The 23,799-nt window shown below is 63.3% G+C and carries 16 protein-coding genes; 14 read left to right on the top strand and 2 right to left on the bottom strand.

All coding sequences use genetic code 11. The features are described from left to right. Positions 1 to 5 precede the first annotated feature (5 nt). The 9 genes from ACEN9Q_RS21915 (at position 6) to ACEN9Q_RS21875 (ending at position 15,462) form a co-directional block, all read left to right on the top strand. Entirely contained in the window at positions 6 to 1,694 is a 1,689-nt protein-coding gene (locus ACEN9Q_RS21915; RefSeq protein WP_495626025.1) for a sensor histidine kinase, read from the top strand. 17 nt (positions 1,695 to 1,711) lie between these two features. Next, positions 1,712 to 3,157, top strand: a complete 1,446-nt coding sequence (locus tag ACEN9Q_RS21910) for a sigma-54-dependent transcriptional regulator (RefSeq protein WP_495626024.1) — start codon at positions 1,712 to 1,714, stop codon at positions 3,155 to 3,157. Between the two features lie 437 nt (positions 3,158 to 3,594). After that, a complete protein-coding gene (locus ACEN9Q_RS21905) occupies positions 3,595 to 6,516 on the top strand; it encodes a ribonucleoside-diphosphate reductase subunit alpha (protein WP_056441487.1) in 2,922 nt (973 codons plus the stop codon). 133 nt (positions 6,517 to 6,649) lie between these two features. Next, positions 6,650 to 7,753 (top strand): ribonucleotide-diphosphate reductase subunit beta, encoded by a 1,104-nt coding sequence (locus tag ACEN9Q_RS21900; RefSeq protein WP_056441484.1) that lies wholly within the window; start codon positions 6,650 to 6,652, stop codon positions 7,751 to 7,753. Between the two features lie 421 nt (positions 7,754 to 8,174). Then, positions 8,175 to 10,922, top strand: a complete 2,748-nt coding sequence (locus ACEN9Q_RS21895; protein WP_495626023.1) for a type VI secretion system Vgr family protein — start codon at positions 8,175 to 8,177, stop codon at positions 10,920 to 10,922. 14 nt (positions 10,923 to 10,936) lie between these two features. Then, positions 10,937 to 12,676, top strand: a complete 1,740-nt coding sequence (locus ACEN9Q_RS21890; RefSeq protein ID WP_495626022.1) for an esterase/lipase family protein — start codon at positions 10,937 to 10,939, stop codon at positions 12,674 to 12,676. Further along, positions 12,673 to 14,061, top strand: coding sequence for a T6SS immunity protein Tli4 family protein (locus tag ACEN9Q_RS21885; RefSeq protein WP_495626021.1), 1,389 nt, complete (start codon positions 12,673 to 12,675; stop codon positions 14,059 to 14,061). Before ACEN9Q_RS21890 ends, ACEN9Q_RS21885 begins: the two co-directional genes overlap by 4 nt. A gap of 4 nt (positions 14,062 to 14,065) precedes the next feature. After that, positions 14,066 to 14,332 carry a PAAR domain-containing protein gene (locus ACEN9Q_RS21880; protein WP_082547954.1) on the top strand — a complete coding sequence of 89 codons (267 nt, stop codon included), beginning with the start codon at positions 14,066 to 14,068 and terminating at the stop codon, positions 14,330 to 14,332. 71 nt (positions 14,333 to 14,403) lie between these two features. Further along, on the top strand, positions 14,404 to 15,462 hold the full coding sequence (locus tag ACEN9Q_RS21875; protein WP_495626020.1) for a T6SS immunity protein Tli4 family protein: 1,059 nt from the start codon (positions 14,404 to 14,406) through the stop codon (positions 15,460 to 15,462). On the opposite strand, the gene ACEN9Q_RS21870 is transcribed toward ACEN9Q_RS21875, so the two are convergent. Then, entirely contained in the window at positions 15,407 to 16,147 is a 741-nt protein-coding gene (locus tag ACEN9Q_RS21870; protein ID WP_495626019.1) for a DUF6445 family protein, read from the bottom strand. The genes ACEN9Q_RS21875 and ACEN9Q_RS21870 overlap by 56 nt on opposite strands. An 86-nt stretch (positions 16,148 to 16,233) precedes the next feature. On the opposite strand from ACEN9Q_RS21870, the gene ACEN9Q_RS21865 reads away from it, so the two are divergent. From ACEN9Q_RS21865 to ACEN9Q_RS21845, 5 genes are all read left to right on the top strand, one after another. Next, positions 16,234 to 16,914, top strand: a complete 681-nt coding sequence (locus ACEN9Q_RS21865) for a purine nucleoside phosphorylase YfiH/LACC1 family protein (protein ID WP_495626018.1) — start codon at positions 16,234 to 16,236, stop codon at positions 16,912 to 16,914. Positions 16,915 to 17,088: 174 nt separating this feature from the next. Beyond that, positions 17,089 to 18,375 (top strand): glycosyltransferase family 4 protein, encoded by a 1,287-nt coding sequence (locus ACEN9Q_RS21860; protein WP_495626017.1) that lies wholly within the window; start codon positions 17,089 to 17,091, stop codon positions 18,373 to 18,375. After that, entirely contained in the window at positions 18,372 to 20,027 is a 1,656-nt protein-coding gene (locus tag ACEN9Q_RS21855; protein WP_495626016.1) for a glycosyltransferase family 4 protein, read from the top strand. Before ACEN9Q_RS21860 ends, ACEN9Q_RS21855 begins: the two co-directional genes overlap by 4 nt. Before the next feature lie 717 nt (positions 20,028 to 20,744). Next, positions 20,745 to 22,190: a transcriptional regulator gene (locus ACEN9Q_RS21850; protein ID WP_495626015.1), complete on the top strand. Its 1,446-nt coding sequence runs from the start codon at positions 20,745 to 20,747 to the stop codon at positions 22,188 to 22,190. Between the two features lie 75 nt (positions 22,191 to 22,265). Beyond that, positions 22,266 to 22,793, top strand: a complete 528-nt coding sequence (locus tag ACEN9Q_RS21845; RefSeq protein WP_229412691.1) for a YggT family protein — start codon at positions 22,266 to 22,268, stop codon at positions 22,791 to 22,793. A 66-nt stretch (positions 22,794 to 22,859) separates the two neighbouring features. On the opposite strand, the gene ACEN9Q_RS21840 is transcribed toward ACEN9Q_RS21845, so the two are convergent. After that, positions 22,860 to 23,798, bottom strand: a complete 939-nt coding sequence (locus ACEN9Q_RS21840; protein ID WP_495626014.1) for a carbohydrate kinase family protein — start codon at positions 23,796 to 23,798, stop codon at positions 22,860 to 22,862. Between the last annotated feature and the right edge of the window lies 1 nt (position 23,799).

Genomic DNA, 23,799 nt, shown 5'->3' with positions numbered 1-23,799 from the left:
GCCGCATGGCGCCCTGGCTGCCTCCTTCCGCCGAGTCGCGCTCGACGTTCTGGCGCTCGCTGCAGACGCTCACGGTCACGCGCATCGTGATCGCGCTCGTGCTGCTGCTCTACCTGTCCGTGGACGTGCGCCACGGCCGCGTGGACGGCACCTTCTATGCCGAGACGTGCATCGCCTACGTGCTGGCGGCCCTGCTGTTCGCCTTCGTCGCCCAGCGCTGGCGCCGGCGCTTCCTGTGGCAGCTGTCGGTCCAGGTGTCCGTCGACATCGTCGCGATCTCGCTGTTGTACCTGGCCGCCGGCGGCATGCGCAGCGGCCTCGCGCTGCTGTATCTGTTCCCGCTCGCCGGCGCCGCGATCCTCGCGCCGTTGCTGATGGCCCTGTTCTCGGCCGCGCTGGCGACGCTGTTCGTGCTGGCCGAAAGCACCTGGCAAATCTTCATGCGCGAGAACGACCTGCCGCTGACCCAGGCGGGACTCACCGGCGCCGCGTTCTTCGCGGTGGTGCTGGTGGTGAACCGCCTGGCTGCGCGGCTCATCAAGCAGGAAGAACTGGCCGTGCGCCGCGGCGCCGACCTGCGCATCCAGCAGGCGATCTACCGCATCGTCGTGGACGATGTCGCCGACGGCATCCTCGTGCTCGGACGCGACGGCAGCGTCTTCGGCGGCAACCCGGCGGCGCGGCGCATGCTCGGGCTGGAGACGCAGCCGGGCGAGGACGGCAGCGCCTTCCTGCTGACCGACCTGCCGGCGCTGGAACCGGTGGCGCAGCGTTTCGCGGCCTGGGCCGGCGGCCCCGCGGGCGCGCCGGCCGCGGCCAAGGGCGGCTACGTCACGATCAAGCGCTGGCACGAGACCGAGGGGCAGGTCCGCGGCCGCCTCGACCAGCCGGTGCATCTCAAGCTGCGCTTCGCGCGGGTCGACACGCCGGAGGGCGCGGACGAGCGCAGCCTCGTGTTCCTGCAGGACGTGAGCGCCATCGAAAACCAGGCGCAGCAACTCAAGCTTGCGTCGATGGGGCGGCTGACGGCGAGCATCGCGCACGAGGTGAGGAATCCGCTGTCGGCGATCGGCCATGCGACGTCGCTGCTCGCGGAAGACCTGCACGGGCCGGCCGAGGTGCGCCTGCTGCGCATCGTGAACGACAACGTGGCGCGCGTGAACCGCATGGTCGAGGACATCCTGAAACTGTCGCGCAAGGTGCAGCCGAACGGCACGCCCCTGGCGCTCGACGACTTCCTGCCGGAGCTGCGCGCCGAGTTCACGGAAATGCACGGCATGGCCGGTGATATAGTGTGGGTGGGGAGTGCGCACGGTCGCAGCGTGCGTTTCGACGGCCTGCACCTGCGCGAGGTGCTCGTGAATTTGCTCGGCAACGCGATCCGTTACGCGAGCGGCAAGCCGGCCAGCATCCGCGTGGCTCCGGTGCTCGACGCCACGGGCCGCATGGAGTTGCACGTGCAGGACGACGGTCCCGGCATCACGCCGGAAGTGCGCGCCCACCTGTTCGAGCCGTTCTACACGACGTCGAGCAAGGGCACCGGCCTGGGCCTGTACCTGGCGCGCGAGCTGTGCCTGAACAACGGGGCGATGCTCGACTACGAATACCGCACCGAGGACGTGGGACCCGATCCGTCCGGCGGCACGGGCGAGGCCAGCGGGCGCTTCGTGATCACGTTCGCGGCATCCATCTAACGTCACGGAAAGACAGCATGAGCTCACCCCGCATCCTGGTGGTCGACGACGAACCCGACCTGCGCGAGCTGCTCGAGATCACCCTGCTCAAGATGGGGCTCGACGTGGACAGCGCCGCGACCGTGCGCGAAGCGCGCGCGCTGCTCGGCCAGAAAACGTATGCGCTGGTGCTGACCGACATGCGCCTGCCCGACGGCCTGGGCCTGGAACTGGTGCGCGAGGTGGCCGCCAATCACAAAAGTACGCCCATCGCCGTGATCACCGCGTACGGCAGCGCCGAGAATGCCGTCGTGGCGCTCAAGGCCGGCGCGTTCGATTACGTGTCGAAGCCGGTCGTGCTGGACGACTTGCGCGCGATGGTGCGCTCGGCGTTGAAGCTGTCCGACCCGGCGGCCGCGCCGGCAGTCAGCCAGGGTGGCGGGACGTCGCGCCTGATCGGGGCGTCGCTCGCGATGCAATCGCTGCGCGCGCAGATCGCACGGCTGGCGCGCTCGCAGGCGCCGATCGCCATCAACGGCGAATCGGGCAGCGGCAAGGAACTGGCGGCGCGCGAGATCCACGCCCAGAGCGCGCGCGCGGGCAAACCGTTCGTCGCCGTGAACTGCGGCGCGATTCCCGAGGCGCTGATGGAGGCGGAGTTCTTCGGCTATCGCAAGGGCGCCTTCACGGGCGCGAACGATGAGCGCGACGGCTTCTTCCAGGCCGCCAACGGGGGCACGCTGATGCTCGACGAGGTGGCCGACCTGCCGCTCGCGATGCAGGTGAAACTGCTGCGCGCGATCCAGGAGCGGCGCGTGCGCAAGATCGGCGCCACGGTCGAGGAACCGGTGGACGTGCGCATCGTCAGCGCCACGCACAAGGACCTTGCGAAGTGCGTCGAGGCGGGCGCGTTCCGCCAGGACCTGTTCTACCGCCTGAACGTCATCGAATTGACCCTGCCGCCGCTGCGCGAACGCCTGGACGACCTGCCGCTGCTCGTCGACGCCATCCTCGCGCGCCTGGCCGGCCCGGACGGGGCGCGCCTCGGTCCCGGCGTGCTCGACGCGCTGCGCGGCTATGCCTTTCCGGGCAATGTGCGCGAGCTGGAAAACGTGCTGGAACGCGCGCTCGCCTTCGCCGACGACGGCGTGATCGAGGCCGGCGACCTGCTGCTGAAAGGGGCGAAGCTGGGCGATGCGGCCGTGCCGGCCGCCGACGCGCGGACGCCGCCCGCGGCATCCGAAGCGGCAAGTGACGTGACGCCGGCACCTGCCGCGCCGCCGCCGCCTCCGTCGCCATTGGCCGCCGACGCGCTGCCGAGCAACCTGCCGGACTACCTGAACCAGGTCGAGCGCGACATCATCCTGCGGGCGCTGAACCAGACCCAGTTCAACCGCACGCAGGCCGCCAGCCTGCTCGGCATCAGCGTCCGCCAGCTCCGTTATCAGATGCAAAAACTGGACATCCAGGCGCCCGAACCCTGACCCGGCCGTGGTCTTTTCGCCAACGCAGCAAAGCCAAACGGGCGGATTTTGCACGAATAGTAAGCAGCGCAAAACGCGCCACAAAATCAATGTTAGCGCTTACTTCGCCGTGGAGGCTTCAAGTATCGGACCTGATCGATGTCAAGAAAAAAATCTTAGTCGTAGAGCTCTTAAAACGCGCGTACATCGACTACAATTAGGTCTGTAAGGCCGTTGTCTACTACATCTAGTGGTCAACGGCCTTAATGCCGAACAGGCAGAGTAGGGGCGCAACTGCGTTTTCTCAACATTGTTGCTCCTATTTTTTTATCGGCGAAAAGTTACCTAGTTGCCAATTTTTATCTATTGGCAGCTGTCCCTGGATTCTCTCCGAGGGGTCCATATCTACCAAATTCGAGAAGGCGCTGGCAGTTCGTAACGCCATGCTGGGAGGCTCAATGCAAACATCTTCGGACATTTCCATCAATCCACACGTCGCAGCGGAAACGGCGGCCGGCAAGAGCGCGGCCGAGCTGGTCGCGAACAGCGACTACCGCATCATCCGCCGCAACGGCGCCGTGGTGCCGTTCGCGCCGAACAAGATCGCCGTCGCGGTGACCAAGGCCTTCCTCGCCGTGAACGGCGAACAGGGCCGCGAGTCCGCGCGCATCCGCGAACTGGTCGAGCAGCTGACGAACAACGTGGTCGCGGCGCTGGTGCGCCGCCAGCCGAACGGCGGTACCTTCCACATCGAGGATGTGCAGGACCAGGTGGAATTGTCCCTGATGCGTTCGGGCGAGCATGACGTCGCGCGCGAATACGTGCTGTACCGCGCCAAGCGCATGGAAGAGCGCCGCGCCGCCAAGGAAGCGGCGGGCACCACGCAGATCGCCACCCCGCAGTTCACCGTCGTCGACGGCGGCGTGCGCCGTCCGCTGGACATGAACGAAGTCGCGGCGCTGATCAATGCCGCCTGCGCCGGCCTGGAAAAGCACGTCGACGCCGACGCCATCCTGGCCGAGACGGTCAAGAACCTGTACGACGGCGTGCCGGTCGAGGAACTGCACAAGTCCGCGATCCTGGCCGCGCGCGCGCTGATGGAAAAAGACCCGGCCTACAGCCAGGTCACCGCGCGCATCCTGCTGCACACGATCCGCAAGGAAGTCTTCGGCAAGGAAGTGCCGCAGGCCGGCGCCGCCGCGGAATACATCACCTATTTCCCGCAATACGTCGCCAAGGGCATCGACGCCGAGCTGCTGGACGAGGAACTGGGCAAGTTCGACCTGCAGAAGCTGGCGAAGGCGATCGTCGCCGACCGCGACCTGCAATTCGGCTACATCGGCCTGCAGACCCTGTACGACCGCTACTTCCTGCACATCCGCGACACCCGCATCGAGATGCCGCAGGCGTTCTACATGCGCGTCGCGATGGGCCTGGCCCTGCGCGAAGAAAACCGCGAAGCGCGCGCGATCGAGTTCTACAACCTGCTGTCGACGTTCGACTTCATGAGCTCGACCCCGACCCTGTTCAACTCGGGCACGCGCCGCTCGCAGCTGTCGTCGTGCTACCTGACCACCGTCGCCGACGACCTGGAAGGCATCTACGACGCCATCAAGGAAAACGCGCTGCTGTCGAAATTCGCCGGCGGCCTGGGTAACGACTGGACCCCGGTGCGCGCGCTGGGCTCGCGCATCAAGGGCACGAACGGCAAGTCGCAGGGCGTCGTGCCGTTCCTGAAGGTCGCGAACGATACCGCCGTCGCCGTCAACCAGGGCGGCAAGCGCAAGGGCGCCGTCTGCGCCTACCTGGAAACGTGGCACCTGGACATCGAGGAATTCCTCGACCTGCGCAAGAACACGGGCGACGACCGCCGCCGCACGCACGACATGAACACCGCGAACTGGATTCCGGACCTGTTCATGAAGCGCGTGATGGAAAAGGGCGAATGGACCCTGCTGTCGCCGTCGGAAGCGCCGGACCTGCACGACAAGGTCGGCCGCGCGTTCGAAGAGGCTTACCTGAAGTACGAAGAAAAGGCCGCCCGCGGCGAGCTGACCGTGCACAAGAAGGTGCAGGCGCTCGACCTGTGGCGCAAGATGCTGTCGATGCTGTTCGAAACGGGCCACCCGTGGATCACGTTCAAGGATCCGTGCAACATCCGCTCGCCGCAGCAGCACGTGGGCGTCGTGCACTCGTCGAACCTGTGCACCGAGATCACGCTGAACACGAACGCCGACGAAATCGCCGTCTGCAACCTGGGCTCCGTGAACCTGCCGGCGCACATGAAGGGCGACGGCCTGGACGTGGTCAAGCTGCAGAAGACCATCCGCACGGCGATGCGCATGCTCGACAACGTCATCGACATCAACTACTACGCCGTCGACAAGGCGCGCAATTCGAACCTGCGCCACCGTCCGGTCGGCCTGGGCATCATGGGTTACCAGGACTGCCTGCACATGATGCGCGTGCCGTTCGCGTCGGAGAAGGCCGTCCAGTTCGCCGACAGCTCGATGGAAGCCGTCTGCTACTACGCCTACCTGGCGTCGACCGAGCTGGCCGAGGAACGCGGCCGCTACCAGTCGTACGAAGGTTCGCTGTGGGATCGCGGCATCCTGCCGCAGGATTCGATCAAGCTGCTGGCCGAGGAACGCGGGGGCTACCTCGAGCAGGACACATCGGTGTCGATGGACTGGAACCTGGTGCGCAGCCGCATCAAGCAGTTCGGCATGCGCAACTCGAACTGCGTGGCGATCGCCCCGACCGCGACCATCTCGAACATCATCGGCGTCTCGGCCTGCATCGAGCCGACGTTCCAGAACCTGTACGTGAAGTCGAACCTGTCGGGTGAATTCACCGAGATCAACGGCTACCTGGTGCGCGACCTGAAGGCGCGCGGCCTGTGGGACGAGGTCATGATCAACGACCTGAAATACTTCGACGGCTCGCTGTCGCGCATCGACCGCGTGCCGCAGGACCTGCGCGACATCTACGCCACCGCGTTCGAAGTCGAACCGAAGTGGCTGGTGGAAGCCGCGTCGCGCCGCCAGAAGTGGATCGACCAGGCCCAGTCGCTGAACATCTACATGGGCGGCGCCTCGGGCAAGAAGCTGGACGAGACCTATAAACTGGCCTGGCTGCGCGGCCTGAAGACGACCTATTACCTGCGCACGATCGCCGCGACGCACATGGAGAAGTCGACCACCCGTACCGGCGCGCTGAACGCCGTGGCGGTCGATGGCGGGTTGTCGGCAGCGGCTGCCGCACCGGCACCGGCACCGGCGGCCGCGCCGGCCGCGAGCGCACCGGACGTCGTGGACGGCGCCGCCTGCTACCTGCGGCCGGGCGATGCGGGTTTTGACGAGTGCGAAGCCTGCCAGTAATTTTGACCCGTCGTTCCCGCCCTCGCCGGGCGCCTTGGCGGGAATCCAGGCTGGTGTGCAGTACGCTGGCGTAAATTGGGTCCCCGCCTGCGCGGGGACGACGTTTTTGAGTAAACGATAAGAAGGAAACACCATGGCTCTCTCCTGGGACGATGAACCGGCCGCCGCGCCGGCCCCGGCCACCGCCACCAACCCCGAAGCCAGCGCGGCCGACGTCGCCAAGCGCGTGAACGCGGACGACAAGCGCATCATCAACGCCAAGACCGACGTCAACCAGCTGGTGCCGTTCAAGTACAAGTGGGCGTGGGACAAATACCTGGCCGGCTGCGCCAACCACTGGATGCCGCAGGAAGTGAACATGCAGCGCGACATCGAGCTGTGGAAGAACCCGAACGGCCTGACCGAAGACGAGCGCCGCATCGTCAAGCGCAACCTGGGCTTTTTCGTCACCGCCGACTCGCTGGCCGCGAACAACATCGTGCTGGGCACCTACCGCCACATCACGGCGCCGGAATGCCGCCAGTACCTGCTGCGCCAGGCGTTCGAGGAAGCCATCCACACCCACGCCTACCAGTACATCGTGGAATCGCTGGGCCTGGACGAGAAGGAAATCTTCAACGCCTACAACGAGATCCCGTCGATCCGCGACAAGGACCAGTTCCTGATCCCGTTCATCGAGGTCATCAACGATCCGACGTTCCACACCGGCACGCTGGAAAACGACCAGAAGCTGCTGCGTTCGATCATCGTGTTCGCCTGCCTGATGGAAGGCCTGTTCTTCTACGTCGGCTTCACGCAGATCCTGGCGCTGGGCCGCCAGAACAAGATGACGGGCGCCGCCGAGCAGTACCAGTACATCCTGCGCGACGAGTCGATGCACTGCAACTTCGGCATCGACCTGATCAACACGATCAAGATGGAAAACCCGCAGTTGTGGACCCAAGAATTCCGCGAAGAGATCAAGCAGCTGTTCCTGCAGGCCGTCGACCTGGAATACCGCTACGCCGAAGACACGATGCCACGCGGCGTGCTGGGCCTGAACGCGGCCATGTTCAAGGGCTACCTGCGCTTCATCGCCAACCGCCGCGCCGTGCAGATCGGCCTCGACGCGCTGTTCCCGAACGAGGAAAACCCGTTCCCGTGGATGAGCGAGATGATCGACCTGAAGAAGGAGCGTAACTTTTTCGAGACGCGCGTGACCGAGTATCAGACCGGCGGTGCGTTGAACTGGGACTGATCCTGGATCGCTGCGGCTGTCCGCCCGCGCATGACGAAGCCCGCCACTTGGCGGGCTTTTTTATTTTCCTGATAACGCCGATATCCGAATCGGATTACGGCGAATCGATTTGAATCGTGCGGTGAGAATATTCACGAATTCCGGCTTTTTTTATTTTTCGAATAATCGCGAATTATTTCATTTTACCGGCAAGGTTCATTATCCATTGTCGTAAAAGTAAATGTATGTGCATTAATGCAATAGGAGGTGCAATCTAAATTTCGGCAGGAAAATCAAGGGCTTGGCCGGTGTGGTAAATATCTTAAAAATGTCAATCGTGCGCATGGACAGCATTTGACATTTAGAAATAATATATCGGGTTGTATTAGTTGAACGATTAGATACCCCCACCAAATCGATTGCGCCCGGCAAGGAAGTTTGAATGAACCTCAAGGATCTGACAGAAGCATTCGCTGGCTTGTCCGAAGCGAAGCGCCCCATCCGTTTGCGGCTGTCACAAGAGCAGCGCGTACTCGACGATGTGTTGCTGGTCAAACGCGTGACCGGCAGCGAGACGTTGTGCGGCGGACTGGAATACCGGTTGTTGTGCGTCTCGACGCAGGCCCATTTCCCGCTGAAGGAATTCATCACGCTGCCGGTCGAGCTCCAGTTCGTGACGGATCGCGGCGACCTGCGCGCCGTCTGCGGCATCGTGGCGCAGGCGGCGGCCGGCCAGAGCGATGGCGGCCTGGCGACGTATGAACTCGTGGTGCGCGATGCCCTCGCATTGATGGAACACCGCACCAATACCCGCATCTTCCGCAACAAGAACGAACTCGACATCACCGAAGTCATCCTGGACGAGTGGCGCCAGACTAATCCGGTGCTGGCCAAAGCGTTCGATGTGGACTGGTCGCATGTCACCGGCACGTATCCGGCCCGCGAATTCACGATGCAGCACAACGAGTCCGACGCCGATTTTTTGCGGCGCCTGTGGAAACGGCGCGGCATCGCCTGGTTCATCCGTCCCGGCCGGGCGAGCCAGGCGCGCGATCAGGATACGCCGGCCCATGCCCTCGTGCTGTCCGACGACGCCTTCACGCTGCCACGAAATGCCGCCGGCACGGTGCGTTATCACCGCGACGACGGCACCGAGCAAAGCGATACGGTCATCACCTGGAGTGCCGTACGCACGCTCAGGCCAGGCAACGTTTCACGCCAGAGTTGGGATTATCTGCAGTCCCGTCCGATGACGAGCAATACGTCGTCCCGCATCGACCAGGGGACGACGGGGAACCAGTTCGCGGCCAGCCTCGACGACTACCTGATCGACATGCCGCATGCGGGCGAGGACGGCGACGATTACCGCAAGCTCGGCGAATTGCGCATGAAGCGCCACGAATACGAATCCAAGTGTTTTTATGGCGAAGGCAGCGTGCGCGCGCTGTGCGTTGGCGAATGGATCGCCTTGACCGGGCATCCCGACATCGACACGCACCCCGAGAACGAACGGGAATTCGTCGTCACCCGGCTCGACGTCGATGCGGAAAACAATCTGCCCAAGACCGTCGACGACCAGGCGCAACGCCTGTTTGCGCTGAACCGCTGGGATGACGCTTTATTCGATAACGCGCTGCGTCAAGCCAGCGGGGAACGGGGCGTGCGTTATACGAATCGCTTTTCGTGCGTGCGGCGCGGCATTCCCATCGTGCCCGCTTTCGACCCGCGCACCGACTTGCCGCGCCCGCGGCTGCAAAGCGCGCGCGTGGTCGGGCCGGCGGGCGAGGAAGTCCATTGCGACGAACATGGCCGGGTCAAGGTGCGCTTTCCCGGCACCCGACCGGACGACCACGGCCATGCGCAGGATGCCGGCGCCAGCGACAGCGAGCGTGACTCCGCCTGGGTGCGCGTCGCCAGCACATGGGCCAGCAATCAATGGGGCACCATCACGCTGCCCCGCGTGGGCGACGAAGTCATCGTCGATTTCCTGGGCGGCGATCCGGATAAACCCATCATCGTGGCGCAGGTGTATGGCGGCACGGCGCCGCCGCCGTCCTTCACCCACACCGGCACACTGCCCGGTAATAAATACCTCGCCGGCATCAAGAGCAAGGAAGTGCAGGGCACCCGCTACAACCAGCTGCGGCTGGACGACACGCCGGGAGAAATCAATGCTCAACTGTCTTCCGAACATGGTCATAGCGAACTGAATCTGGGTTGGCTCACGCATCCCCGCAGCGACGGCAAGGGCGAGGCGCGCGGCGAAGGGGCCGAATTGCGCAGCGACCATGCCGTCGCCGTGCGCGGCGCGAAGGGCGTCCTGATCAGTGCCGACGCGCGCACGCAAGCCGGCGGCAAGCAGCTGGATCGCGCCGAACTGACAGGCCTGATGGAGGTGCTGCAAGGTGTCCAGCGGCAGCTATCGGAACTGTCGACGACGCATCACGCCGACGACACCGATGACCAGCAACTCAAGCAATTACTCGGTCACTTGAAGCAGTGGGAAGCTGGCAGCAACACGGCCAGCGGCGGTGCGAGCGGGGGCGGCCAACCCGTCGTCGCGCTGTCCGCGCCGGCCGGGATGGCGCTGGCGAGCCAGAACAATATTGCGCTCGGCGCGCAGACGCACGTCGACGTGGTCAGCGTCGGCAATACCCAGTTCTCCGTCGGAAAACGGCTGCTCGCGCGCGTCTCGGAAAGCATCAGCCTGTTCGCGCACCGCCTCGGCATTAAGCTGATCGCCGCCAGCGGCAAGCTCGAATTGCAGACGCATGGCGACGACATCGACGTGACGTCAGCCAAGCGCATCGTGCTGACGGCCGCCGACGAGATCGTGCTGCAGGCACCCAAGGTACGCTTCGTCACGCAAGGTGCGCAGGTGGATATCGGCGGCGGCGCCATCACGCAGCAGAGCAGCGGGGCGCACACGATCAAGTCGTCGACGTTTGCGCACGTGGGGCCGGGTGGCGGGACGCCGCCGGGTGTGGAGCTTCCCACCAGCACGTTGAAAACGGACGAAAAATTCGTGCTCGCCCGCCGCGGCAGCGGCCGTCCGCACGCCAACCAGCGTTACCGGATCGAGCTGGACGATGGCCGCACCATCGAAGGTGTGACCGATCATCAAGGTCATACCGAACTGACGCAAGACATGGCGCTCAAGATCGCGCGCCTGACCCTTTTGAAAGCGTAACGAAAGCGTAAAGCATGAGCGATTCCGATTCCGATACCGATACCGCCACCCGCCTGGTCGGCACTGGCTGGGATGAACATGGCAACGATACGGCGCAGTCCGTCCTGACCGGTACCAATTTGAAAGTCCGGGCGTTGTGCCTGACGACGCCTGATCTTGTCGTGCCTGTGCTGTTCGTGCCAGGCATCATGGGCACGCGGCTCAAGGTCAAGAATCAGCCCAAAGGCCTGGCATGGTGTCCGCCGGAAAGTAATTTGGATGCCATTATCCTGGTGCTCAGGCACCTCGCCAAGTCGGCCGCTGACCGGCAAAAAGTGCTCGATCCGAACAATACCGAGGTAGATGACAACGGCCCAGCCTACCCCGATGAGTCCAGCAAAGCCTTGCTGGCGATTGCCCCGGGCGCCACCGATGCGGAGCGCGCCAAATGGCGGGGCTGGGGACAACTGTACGGCAAGAGCTATGCCGAGATTCTTACTTTGCTCGAGCGGAGCCTGGCACTCGTGTTTGACCCCGCCAGTCAGGGCAAAGAGCTCACGCCAACGTGGAAAACGCTCGTGATGGAGCGTCAGGATGCCGCCAGGCTGGGAGCACAAAAACCGTTTACGCCATTGGAGGAAGACCATTTGCGCGATGCCGCCGATGTGCTTTATCCAGTGCACGGCGTCGGATACAACTGGCTGCGAAGTAATAAAGAATCTGGCGAACGGCTTGCACAGGAGATCGAGCGCATCACGGCCCATTACCGGAGCAAAGGGAAGACCTGTGAAAAAGTCATCATCGTCACACACAGCATGGGTGGTCTTGTCGCGCGGGCGTGCGCACAAATGCCCGGTATGGCGGACCGCATCCTCGGCATCGTGCACGGCGTTATGCCGGCGATCGGCGCACCTGCAACCTATAAGCGCATCCGGGCCGGCTTCGAAGATGTCGAGCAAATTCTCTTGGGCCGAAACGCCAAGGAATGCACTGCGGTCATGGCCAATGCACCGGGACCTTTGGAACTATTACCCACCTCCCAGTATAAAACGCAGTCCGATAAAGGAGCGCGACACTGGCTGCGTGCAAGTTATACCAAGGTGAACATGCAAGGAATGCCGGAAGAGGTTGAGACGTTGCTTGGTGATGGCGATTCTTACGCAGATATTTATTTTAATAACACTAAGGACTGGTGGAAGCTTGTGAATGAGGAGCTGGTCGATCCAGCGGGTAAAAAAGAGAGGGAGGAGGCTGAGCGGAATGGAAGGAAGATTGTGGAAGAAGACGATTTACATTCGGATTTTAATAGATTTAAAACAAATATGAGCGCTGCACGTGAGCTTCATAATCTGATTGAAGAGAAGTATCATCCGCAAACCTATGCCTATTATGCCGCTGACCGTGAGAAACTAGCCTGGAACGAGGTGCATTGGAAAAGCGAGATTCCAGTCTATGGCGATCTTAAAAATGCGTTGCTTAAAGATGATGATTTCAATGGTACGGTATCTCTATCTTTCGAAGAAAGAGATAAATATCAATTTGAAATTCAGAAGGCGAAAGGCCCGGGTGATGGTACTGTTCCCGCTGAGTCTGGTCTTGCTCCTACGCCGCATGTCATTCAGATCTTTCGCCACGAGGGCAAGGAAAAAGGACATGAAAGTTATGATCATCAAAATTCATATAAAGCCAAGGTTGCACAGGCAGTTACGTTGTATTCGATAATCAAGATCGTAGCCAACTCAAGTTGGCTGAAACAGAACTTATCTAAGCTATGAAATTTCTCCGCCTGTTCCTTGTCCTCACTGTAGTTGCTCTGTATGGGGAAATCGACACTTCAACGGCTGCGCCCAATAATTTTGAAAAATCGACTATGAAGAACCAAAGTGCCAACGTAAAGGCTGACGAAGGTGTAACCACTTTTTGCATGGGTAGATTCCTGATCGATGTGCCAGTTGGTTCAAAGCTCAGTGGCGGGAATTATAAATACGACTTTATTAAAATTGAACCGCCCAAGTCGGGCGCTTTTGAGGATTTTGAAAGGGAAGTCGTGAAGAGTGAATCGGATCTCAAAGCGGCTGAACACAAATACACCAAAAAAAGTATGTTATTGCAATCTGTTCAGATCGATAAAAATACGAAATTGCTGGTGTCTTGGAAAACTAATTTTAGTACATCGGAAATTAGTATTACTGGTTACCGATGGGACCGTGGTAGTCTTTTTCTATTCCAGAGAGATGTCGACGACGATAAGCAGGAGCCCGGTATAAATCGCATGCGAAAAGCTATTTTGCGTTTGCGTGCTCGTACTGATACCGACATTCCTACCGATTCCGGTTACTGCTTCGCAGGGGGCTTTATTGCCGATCCCAGCTGGCGCAACGAAGAAGCCAGCCTCGATATCGACATCGCTGGTCATCCCGACGCATTTGTATCGGTCTCGATCTACCCGCTCGCCAGCCACAAGCACGACAAGCCGCTACTCGAGCGCATGGGAGGGATGGCGCAGTTCCTTGGCAGTCTCGCCACGTCAGTCCACGTATTGCGCAAAGGCGACCGCCAAGTTGGTTTGTACAAGGGGCAGGAACATTTGGCCTCCGCTCCCAACAGTGGCGGCATGCGTGCTCACGCCTTTGTCTGGGAAACGCAGGGCGATGGCACACTAGATACGCCCGCCATCAAGATTGAATTGACGACCGGCCATCAGGACGACAAAGGCAACCCCCAAAAAACAAGCCTTACGGACGAACAGGCCATGAAACTGTGGGACGACATCCTCAACAGCTTCCGCCTGCGTCCCACCAGCGACTCGGTAAAAACGAGTGACGTCGGCCCTGAACCTCGCCTTCCGCTTGGAGAACTCGCGGCAACCGGTCGCGCGTGCCCGCAGACGGGTTGGTGGCAAGCCAGCGAAGCCGGCGAGATCGAAGGCGGTGCGCGTCAGTATTTCCGGGCTGGAGAGACGATGCCGCAGGTGACCACGCTGGGCGAATCGTCCTTGTGGCAAAAGTTCAAGGGCGCGCGACCGTCTTATCGTACGGCGACGGTGTGGAAACTGGTCGATTACGATGCGGCGCCCGCTCGCGCGGATGAGGTGGTCCACACGCAGGCAATCGCAAAGGCTGCATCCGACGACGCGCCGCCGGGCCACGACAAAGGGTAAAGCGATGCGCAATGTGATTCGTCTTGGAGACCCGACGTCGCACGGTGGCAAGGTCGTGAGCGTAAGCGCCCAACAATTTACGGTCGACGGCATCCCCGTCGCCCGCGTTGGGGATGTGTGCAGCTGTCCCATCTCGGGTCACACCGTCTGCACGATTGCCGAAGGCGATCCGCACCATGTGATCGACGGCGTCGCGGTCGCCTACGAAGGGCATAAAACGACGTGTGGCGCGTCGCTGATTGCTACGACAGGTAATTTCAGCGGGCAATAACCAATCTCGTTTCATCCGATTACCTCACCACCGGCATCATGACGTTTTATAGATCGCTCTCTTCAGCCCTCATGGCAGCCGTCTGCGCGGGGCTCGGTGCCTGCACGGCGTTACCCAACAATGCTTCGCGTAACGCCAATGGCGCGCCTTCCTCGACCATATCCACCTTTTGCATGGGACGCTTCCTGATCGACGTGCCTGCCGGGTCCAGACTCACTGGAGGAAACTACAAGTACGACTTCATCGACATCGAGCCGGTCAAAGCGATGACCCATGACGAGTTTGCATTGGATGTGGACAATTTTGAGTCGAATCTCAGAGCAGCCAATAACGAGAAAACACAGAAAAGTATGTTGCTGCGGTCTGCCCGTCCCGACGAATCCACGAGGATTTTGATCGCTTGGAAGTCAGACTTCAGTACAGCTCTGGCTAGTATTTCTGGTTATCGCTGGATCGACGGCAGACGATTCCTGTTTCAAGATGAGGTCGACGATGACAAACAAGAAGTTGGCATGAGCCGCATGAGAGAGGTGCTCTCTGGTTTGCGTACTCGTACCGACACTGACATTCCCACAGACCCCGGCTACTGCTTCGCCGGCGGCTTTATCGCCAATCCAGAGTGGAACAATGAAGAAGCCGGCGTGGATTTCCGCATCGCCGGTCACCCCGACACGCTCTTGTCCGTCTGGTTTTATCCACTCTCCCGCTACAAGCACGACAGACCTCTATTAGAACGGATGGGCGGCATGGTGCAGTTCCTCGGCAACCTCGCCACCTCGGTCCGCGTGCTGCGCAAGGGTGACCGGCAGGTCGGACCATACCCGGGCCAGGAACACCTGGCCTCGGCACCCGGCAGCAACGGCATGCGCGGCCACGCGTTCGTGTGGGAGACGCAGGGCGACGGTACGCTGGACACGCCCGCCATCAAGATCGAACTGACGACCGGCTACCACGACGGCAAGGGCAATCAACAGAAAACGAGCCTCACTGATAAAGAGGCGATGAAGCTGTGGGACGACGTCCTCGACAGCTTCCGCTTGCGCCCCGTGCGCGATCCTGCCGGGGGCGGTCCTCTCAGCCCGCCGCCATCCGCAGCCGGAAGAACGCATTCACCGTCAGGCGCCCCGTGAGCGGGTCGTTCACCATCAGTTCGGGGGCGTCGATGTGCCCCGAGTGGAACACTTCGCCGCTGTAGAAGATCGCCCGGTTGTAGCGCGGCGCGATCGTCAGCACCTTGTCGAAGTGTGGGCTCGACGCGATCGCGAAGGTCGGCGGCACATCCGGCGGCGCGGCTTCGCCGGCCTGCTCGCGGCGCTGCAGATCGTCCAGCAGGGCCTTGATCTCGTGCTCCGGCACCGTCGGCTTGAAGAAACTGGTGCCGCCGAAGCGCTCGTCCCTGAACAGATACAGCACCATGGCGCCCGCTCCCTGGCCTTGGGGGAGGCCGGTGAAGTCGCGGTGCGGCAGGCGCTGGCCCGGCAGCAGTTCCTCGGGGCGGCGGGTCACCAGCGACAGGCGGCTCTTCACGTCGAGTATCCGGCGCGCCTTCAGCAGCGCGCGCGCGTGCTGCAGAAAGCTGTCGTGGACGCGCGCCGCAAAGGTGCCGGAGATCGTCAGCTCGGGGCCCGGATAGTAGTTGCCTGGCACATCCTGAAAATGCGCGTGGTTGCGCGCCGCGTAGTCGACCAGCGCTTCCGGCTCCAGCATGAAGTCGTCGATGACGACGCATTGGTGCCCGTCGAAGATCGGCACCACGTCGACGTGCGGACGCGGATTGAGCAGGGGAAGCGTGGCAGCGGCGTCGCTGTGCGGCATGATGGCTCCAGACGTGGCAGGGTGCCCATGGTACAACGCCATGCTATGCTGCCGCCACTTCATCACCTCGATCCCCGCAGTCCGCCATGCTCACCAGCCCGCTCCTCGACCACCCGACCATCGTGCACGGCTTCGGCACGCGGCACGACGACATGGCCGCGCTGCTGCCCGACTACTGGCCGCGCCGCCCCGTCCAGCACGAGCGCCACGGCACGCGCATCGCGGTCGTCACGCAAGCGCACGAGGATTGCGGCGAGGCCGACGGCATGCTCACGGACCGCCCCGGACTGCTGCTCGCGATCGCCACCGCCGACTGCGTGCCGGTGCTGCTCGCGCGCCGGGACGGGCGCGAAGTGGCCGCGCTGCACGTCGGCTGGCGCGGCGCGCTGGGCGGCATCGTCGATGCGTTCGCGGCGCTCGTGCGTGCGCGCGGCGGCGATCCGGCCGAGTGGATCGCGGCCGCCGGACCGGCGGCGCACGCCTGCTGCTACGAAGTGGGACAGGAGGTGATCGACGGTTTCGTCGCGCGCTGGAACCTCGCGCCCGGCTTCGTCGCACCGCGGCCGCGCCGGCTCGACCTGCCCGCGATCGTGCGCCACCAGCTGGAACGGGCCGGCCTGGGAAGCGTGGCGGCACGCGCCGAATGCACGATGTGCCACACGCGCGCCGATGGACGCTGGACCTTCCACAGCTACCGCCGCGACCGCGAGACGCGCACGCCCGTGGTCGACGTGCACTGGTCCGCGATCGCCATCGCGCACCGCTAAGACCGCGCGCGCGGACCTGCGTCCGTGCCTTCGACGACACGCAGGATGCCGTCTTGCGTGGCGCAACGCACGCATTCGTCACGATTTTGCGTGTGCGTCGCGCCACTCGGTGAAGTCTGAGGCTATCATGCGTTCAATTCCAACTTGTCGTTGTCGCCACGCGAACCAAACGTCATGATCCGAGTTCTCTTCATCCACCAGAATCTGCCGGGCCAGTTCCGCCGGCTGATGCGGTATCTGCAGACGCGGCCCGACTACGAAGTCGTCGCGATCGGCGAAGAGACTGCGGTGCGGCGCGAGCCGGCAGGGCCCAAGCTGCGCGTGATCGGCTACGCGAAGCCGGACGGGCCGGGCGACAAGACCCATCACTACCTGCGCCATTTCGAGGCCTGCGTGCGCCGCGGCCAGGCCGTCGCGCGCGTCTGCGTGGGGTTGAAGCAGGAGGGTTTCGTGCCCGACGTCGTCGTGTGCCACCCGGGCTGGGGCGAGGCGCTGTTCGTCAAGGACGTGTTTCCGCGCGCGCGCCTGGTCGTGTTCTGCGAGTTCTGGTGGGCCGCGGATGGGCTGGACGTCGGCTTCGATCCCGAGTATCCGGTGAGCTTCGACGACCGCCTGCGCATCCGCATCAAGAACTCCGTGCTGATGCAGTCGCTGCTGGCGGCCGACGACGGCGTGGCGCCCACGCGCTGGCAGCGCGGCGTGCATCCGGCCGAAGTGCGCGGCAAGATCCGCGAGGTTCACGAAGGCATCGACACGCAGCAGCTCGCCCCCGATCCGCACGCGCGGTTCGTCCTGCCCGGCGGCGCCGTGCTCACGCGCGCGCAGCCGGTGCTGACCTTCGTCGCGCGCAACCTCGAGCCTTACCGCGGCTTCCACGTCTTCATGCGCAGCCTGCCGCGCCTGCTGGCCGGCAATCCGGAGCTGCAGATCGTCGTCATCGGCGGCGACGGCGTCAGCTACGGCCGCCGTCCGCCGCAAGGTCACGCGAGCTACCGCGCGGCGCTCAAGGCCGAGCTGGACGAACGCTTTGATGCCGTCGACTGGTCGCGCGTGCACTTCCTCGGCAAGGTGCCGTATGCGGCCTACCGCAGCGCGCTGCAGGTGGCGAGCCTCCATCTCTATTTGACCTATCCGTTCGTGCTGTCCTGGTCGATGCTGGAGGCGATGGCCGTTGGCGTGCCGGTGCTGGGTTCGGATACCGCGCCGGTGCGGGAAGTGATCCGCGACGGCGAGAACGGCTTCCTCACGCCGTTCTTCGATGTGGCGCTGCTCGCCGACCGCGCGCTCGACCTCATCGCGCGCCGCCACGAGATCGCGCAGGTCGGCCTGGCCGGCCGCGCGACGGTTCTGTCCCGCTACGATTTCGAAACGGTCGGCCTGCCGGTCTACCTCGACCTGCTCAAGCCCCTGGACGACCGCGTGGACGAACGCGCGGGCGCGGACGCGCAGGAGGTCGCATGACGGACCGCTTCGCCATTCACTACGCGCCGGACGGCTACTCGACCGCGGGTCCGCGCCTGATGGGGCGGCAAGCCGCCGGCGCCGGTCTGCTGCGCGCCATCGCGGGCGCGCCCGGCCTGGACACGGTCGGCTGCTTCGCCGGCGGCCAGGCCCACGCGGCCGAGGGCGAGCGTCTGCTGCGCGAATACGGTTATGGCGGCAAGGTCGAATGGATTGCCCAGGGCCGCCCGCAGGACCTGGAGCGCTACGGCACGCTGTACCATCCCGCGCCCGGCATCGAGCGCCTGGCGTGGCGCCGCCTGGGCATCGGCGTGCGCCGCTACAGCCTGTGCGGCATCACGCACTCGACGGCCAGCCACGCCGTGATGTCCAGCCTCGCGAACCTGCTCGTGGCACCCGTGCGCAGCTGGGACGCCGTGATCTGCACGTCGCGCGTCGTGCGCGACAGCGTGCGCCGCGTGCTGGAGCGCCAGGCCGAGTATCTCGGCGCGCGTCTCGGCGCACAGCGCTTCGAACTGCCGCAGCTGCCCCTGATCCCGCTCGGCGTGCACGCTGCCGACTTCGACCCCGATGCTGCCCATCGCGCCACCGTGCGCCGGCGCCTGGGCATCGATGGCGACGACGTTGCCTTCCTGTTCTTTGGCCGCCTGTCGTTCCACGCGAAGGCCCATCCCCAGCAGATGTTCCTGGCGCTCGAACGGGCGGCGCAAACGGGCCGGCGCGTGCACCTCGTGCTGTGCGGCTGGCTCGCCAACGCGGCCATCGACCAGGCTTTCCACGAGGCCGCCGCGCAGCTGTGCCCATCCGTGCACCTTGCCGTGCTGGATGGCCGCGTGGCGGCGAACCAGCTCGACGCCTGGGCCGCCGCCGACGTCTTCATCTCGCTTGCGGACAACGTGCACGAGACCTTCGGCCTGACGCCGCTGGAAGCGATGGCGGCCGGATTGCCGTGCATCGTCAGCGACTGGAACGGCTACCGCGACACGGTGCGCGACGGCGTGGACGGCTACCGCATCCCGACCGTGATGCCCGGCGCGGGCGCCGGACTTGATCTCGCGCAGCGTTACGACGATGGCGTGGACAGCTACGACGCGTATTGCGGTCATACGAGTCAGGCGGTGGCCGTGGACGGCGCGGCGCTCGCGCAGGCGTGCATGCGCCTTGCCGGCGATGCGGCGTTGCGGCGCCGGCTGGGCGAGAATGCGCGCCAACGGGTGCGCGAGGAATTCGATTGGGCCGTCGTGTTCGGGCGTTACCGCGCGTTGTGGCGCGAGCTCGACGAGCGGCGCCGCGCCGATGCGCTACTCGGTCCGGCGCTGCCGGCGGTGGTGCCGGACCGGCTCGATCCGTTCGAACTGTTCGCGACGTATCCGAGCATGCAGATCACGCCGGCGGCGATGGTCGAACTCGCGCCGGACGCATCGCTCGCGCTGTTGCGCCAGTATCGCGAGCTCGCGATCAACCGCTTCGCGCACGCGTCGCTGCCGACGCTGGAAGAGTTCGGACAGATCTTCGGATCGATCGAATCGCGTCCGATGCAGGTCGACGAGCTGCTCGACGCGCTCGGACCGTGCGACCGGCCGACTTTGCTGCGCGGACTCGCGTGGCTGTGCAAGATGGACTTGCTGCGCATCGGCGCGGTGGAGGATTGAATTCGGCATAAAGCCTTTATATAAAGGCGCTATGCGAAATGGTAGTAAGGTAATGCGCATCGATTTGCGCGCTTGTTTTTGGAGACCGAGCAGAACGAGGAAGGAATCAAGTGTTATCGCAGCGATCGTTTCGGTTGATGCAATCGCTGGTTCGCCCTGTGAAAGACATGAAAAATACTGTGTGCGGGTTGCGCACTGACAAGGTTTTCGTGTACTTTACGTGATTGAATTTGTCAAAACGTGAAGACGTCAATTTTTGGAGCGTCGAACGTGAAACAAACCGATCAAAAAAGGGACGCTGATTCATTCAGTATGCACGTAAGCTTAGCGAAAAGAACAAGCCGCATTGCCTGATAAATGTCGGGCATGGCGGCTTTTTCTTTTCGCGGCAACACGGGCTGCGATGTGGACAGCGCAGTGAACCATCGGACTTTAGTCGTTTCGGTCGTCGGCGACGACGATAGCCGGAGTGTCGCGGAGGTCGACAGCCTCGATTGAATCTACTGTATGAAAATACAGTATAGCGTAAATCGGGGATGAATGCCCGGAAGTTTTTTGCGGGTTTTATCGAATTGCCGCAGCAGTTCGGCTGTGCCGGATTCATTGACGCAAACACAGCGTTTGCGCCGATGAATAATTCGCCCGACCAAGCAGACCGGGTTGGACGGGTTCAAACCATGTAGCGTAATTTCTCATCGCAGAGAAGGAGAATAGAAAATGGCAACCGCCGCGAAAAAACCAGCAGCAAAGCCGGCTGCAAAAGCCGCCACCAAACCGGCCGCTAAGGCAGCTGCAGAAAAACCTGCAAGCAAAACCGTAGCCGCTAAAGCCGCCGCCAAACCGGCAGCGAAAAAGGCCGCTGCAACCAAAACCGCCGCCAAACCGGCAGCTACCAAGACCGCCGCCAAGCCGGCAGCCAAAAAGGCAGCAGCAACCAAGACCGCTGCCAAGCCGGCAGCCAAAAAGGCCGCTGCAACCAAGACCGCCGCCAAGCCGGCTGCTAAAAAGGCCGCTGCAACCAAGACCGCAGCAACCAAGTCGACCGCGACCAAATCGGCCGCGACCAAGACTGCAGCAACCAGGACCGCCGCCAAGTCGACCGCCACCAAAGGCTCGTCTGCGAAGACGAGCGGCAAGACCGCTGCCAAGAAGACCGCGACCAAAGCAGCAGGCAAGACCGCCGCCAAGTCGACCGCCACCAAAGGCTCGTCTGCGAAGACGAGCGGTAAGACCGCCGCCAAGTCGACCGCGACCAAAGCAGCAGGCAAGACCGCCGCCAAGTCGACCGCCACCAAGGCAGCAGGCAAGACCGCCGCCAAGTCGACCGCCACCAAAGCAGCAGGCAAGACCGCAGCCAAGAAGACCGCGACCAAAGCAGCAGGCAAGACCCCCGCCAAGTCGACCGCCACCAAAGCAGCAGGCAAGACCGCCGCCAAGTCGACCGCCACCAAAGGCTCGTCTGCGAAGACGAGCGGCAAGACCGCTGCCAAGAAGCCTGCGACCAAAGGCTCGTCTGTGAAGACGGCCGCCAAGTCGACCGCGACCAAAGCTGCAGGCAAGACCGCTGCAACCAAGTCGACCGCGACCAAAGCTGCCGGCAAGACTGCTGCCAAGTCGACCGCCACCAAAGCTGCAGGCAAGACTGCTGCAACCAAATCGACCGCCACCAAAGCTGCAGGCAAGACTGCTGCAACCAAGTCGACCGCCACCAAAGCAGCGGGCAAGACCGCCGCCAAGCCGGCCGCCACCAAGTCGACCGCGGCCAAGGGCGCGGCTTCGACGGCGAAGGCGAGCGCCACCAAGACCGCTGCCACCAAGACCGCCGCGACCAAGGCAGCCCCGGCCGCCAAAAGCGCCGAGTCCAAGCCGGCAGTGAAGAAAGCCGCCGCAAAGCCTGCCGCCAAGGCCGAAGCGAAGCCGGAAGCTGCCGCAACGGCAGCGAAGAAGCCGGCCGCCAGGAAAGCCGCTGCGAAGCCCGCAGCCAAGGCCGAAGCCAAGCCGGAAGCGAAGCCGGAAGCCAAGACCGAAGCGAAAGCGGACACGAAGACCGAAGCCAAGACCGACGGCAAGGACAGCACTGCCCAGGCAGCAAGCCCGGCGCCGGCCGCCAAATCCGTGATCGCACCGGCAGCATGGCCGTTCCCGACGAGCAGCCGTCCGTAAGCCATTCCTGCCTGGTTCAGGCAAAATACCGCTGTGTGAGCTTTCACACAGCGGTTTTTTTTTCAAGGAGTCGTCGTGCTGCCCATTCTTAAATTGATCGTCGATACCGTGGCCGGTGTGCTGGGAGGGGTGTTGTTGCTGCGTTTCTGGATGCAGGTGACCCGCGTGCGTCCACCGGCTTCCGTCGCGCAATTTACGTTCACGTTGTCCGACTGGCTGGTGCGTCCGCTGCGCCGCATCGTGCCGGGCATGGGTGGTTACGACTGGGCCAGCCTGCTCGGCGCCTTCCTCGTCGTGCTGGCGGCGTCGTCGATCCTGCTGCTGGCCGGGACGAGCGGGCAGGCCGTCGTGCTGATCGCGTTCTTCCGCCTCCTCGACTGGATCCTGTACGGCTTCATGGGCCTGTTGATCATCGAGGTGATCTTCAGCTGGATCAACCCGCACGCGCCGCTCGCGCCGTTCGTCCACGCCCTCAACGACCCGCTGCTGCGGCCACTGCGCCGCGTGATTCCGCCCGTCGGCGGACTCGACCTCACGGTGCTCGTCGCGTTGATCCTGATCCAGATCCTGCAGTACCTGCTGCGCCAGGTGTTCTACATCTGACGGCAACCGCAATAAAAAAGCGCGCCGGTCCCGCGAGGGACGGCGCGCTTTTCGTTTGCCCGGGCGTCAGTAGCGGTAGCCGAATGCCGCTTCGAACCGGTCCGCGATCTCTTGCTGCGTGAAGCTGTGATTCTGGCCGCCCTGGTGGGCAATCTTGATGGAACCCAGCAGGCTGGCCAGGCGGCCCGTCGTCGGCCAGTCGAGGTCGCTGGCGATGCCGTGCAACAGGCCGGCGCGATAGGCGTCGCCGCAACCCGTCGGATCGACCACGCTGGCCGCCGGCACGGCCGGGATCTTGTGGTGCTGGCCGCCGGCGTAGATGTCGGAACCATGCTCGCCGCGGGTCACGACCAGCGCGTCCAGGCGCGCCGCGATGTCCTGCAGGGGCAGGCCGGTGCGGTCCATCACCATCTCGAATTCGTAGTCGTTGCAGGCCAGGTAGCTGGCCTGGTCGATGAAGGTCAGCAGTTCGTCGCCGCTGAACATCGGCAGTTGCTGGCCCGGATCGAAGATGAACGGCACGCCGCGTTCCGCGCAGTCGCGCGCATGCTTGATCATGCCGTCGCGGCCGTCCGGCGCGATGATCGCGACGCGCAGCGGCAGGTAGTCGGCCAGGCTGTTCTCGTGCGAGAACTGCATCGCGCCCGGGTGGAAGGCGTTGATCTGGTTGTTGTCCAGGTCGGCCGTGACGAAGCACTGGGCCGTGTACGCGTGGCCGATGGTGCGGATCGCGTTGGTGGCCAGGCCCTGCTGCTCCATGCGGTCGATGTACTCGCCGCCGTCCTGGCCGATGGTGCCCATGATGAGCGGTTCGCCGCCCAGCAGTTTGAGGTTGTAGGCGATGTTGACGGCGCAGCCGCCGTATTCCGTGCGCAGCGTCGGCACGAGGAACGAGACGTTCACGCGGTGCAGCTGGTCGGCCAGCAGGGTTTCGCCGAAACGGCCGTGGTATTGCATGATCTTGTCGAAGGCGATCGAGCCGCAGATCAGCGAGGTCTTGGTCATT

This window comes from Massilia sp. Masssp93 (assembly GCF_059491295.1).
Note: the sequence above shows the minus strand (reverse complement) of the source record. Positions and strands in the feature narration are given on the sequence as shown.

What these genes read in the sequence shown, in the direction of transcription:
- ACEN9Q_RS21915 (WP_495626025.1), top strand. Translation starts at nt 6, where the DNA reads ATGGCGCCCTGGCTGCCTCCTTCCGCCGAGTCGCGCTCGACGTTCTGG.
- ACEN9Q_RS21910 (WP_495626024.1), top strand. Translation starts at nt 1,712, where the DNA reads ATGAGCTCACCCCGCATCCTGGTGGTCGACGACGAACCCGACCTGCGC.
- ACEN9Q_RS21905 (WP_056441487.1), top strand. Translation starts at nt 3,595, where the DNA reads ATGCAAACATCTTCGGACATTTCCATCAATCCACACGTCGCAGCGGAA.
- ACEN9Q_RS21900 (WP_056441484.1), top strand. Translation starts at nt 6,650, where the DNA reads ATGGCTCTCTCCTGGGACGATGAACCGGCCGCCGCGCCGGCCCCGGCC.
- ACEN9Q_RS21895 (WP_495626023.1), top strand. Translation starts at nt 8,175, where the DNA reads ATGAACCTCAAGGATCTGACAGAAGCATTCGCTGGCTTGTCCGAAGCG.
- ACEN9Q_RS21890 (WP_495626022.1), top strand. Translation starts at nt 10,937, where the DNA reads ATGAGCGATTCCGATTCCGATACCGATACCGCCACCCGCCTGGTCGGC.
- ACEN9Q_RS21885 (WP_495626021.1), top strand. Translation starts at nt 12,673, where the DNA reads ATGAAATTTCTCCGCCTGTTCCTTGTCCTCACTGTAGTTGCTCTGTAT.
- ACEN9Q_RS21880 (WP_082547954.1), top strand. Translation starts at nt 14,066, where the DNA reads ATGCGCAATGTGATTCGTCTTGGAGACCCGACGTCGCACGGTGGCAAG.
- ACEN9Q_RS21875 (WP_495626020.1), top strand. Translation starts at nt 14,404, where the DNA reads ATGGCAGCCGTCTGCGCGGGGCTCGGTGCCTGCACGGCGTTACCCAAC.
- ACEN9Q_RS21870 (WP_495626019.1), bottom strand. Translation starts at nt 16,147, where the DNA reads ATGCCGCACAGCGACGCCGCTGCCACGCTTCCCCTGCTCAATCCGCGT.
- ACEN9Q_RS21865 (WP_495626018.1), top strand. Translation starts at nt 16,234, where the DNA reads ATGCTCACCAGCCCGCTCCTCGACCACCCGACCATCGTGCACGGCTTC.
- ACEN9Q_RS21860 (WP_495626017.1), top strand. Translation starts at nt 17,089, where the DNA reads ATGATCCGAGTTCTCTTCATCCACCAGAATCTGCCGGGCCAGTTCCGC.
- ACEN9Q_RS21855 (WP_495626016.1), top strand. Translation starts at nt 18,372, where the DNA reads ATGACGGACCGCTTCGCCATTCACTACGCGCCGGACGGCTACTCGACC.
- ACEN9Q_RS21850 (WP_495626015.1), top strand. Translation starts at nt 20,745, where the DNA reads ATGGCAACCGCCGCGAAAAAACCAGCAGCAAAGCCGGCTGCAAAAGCC.
- ACEN9Q_RS21840 (WP_495626014.1), bottom strand. Translation starts at nt 23,798, where the DNA reads ATGACCAAGACCTCGCTGATCTGCGGCTCGATCGCCTTCGACAAGATC.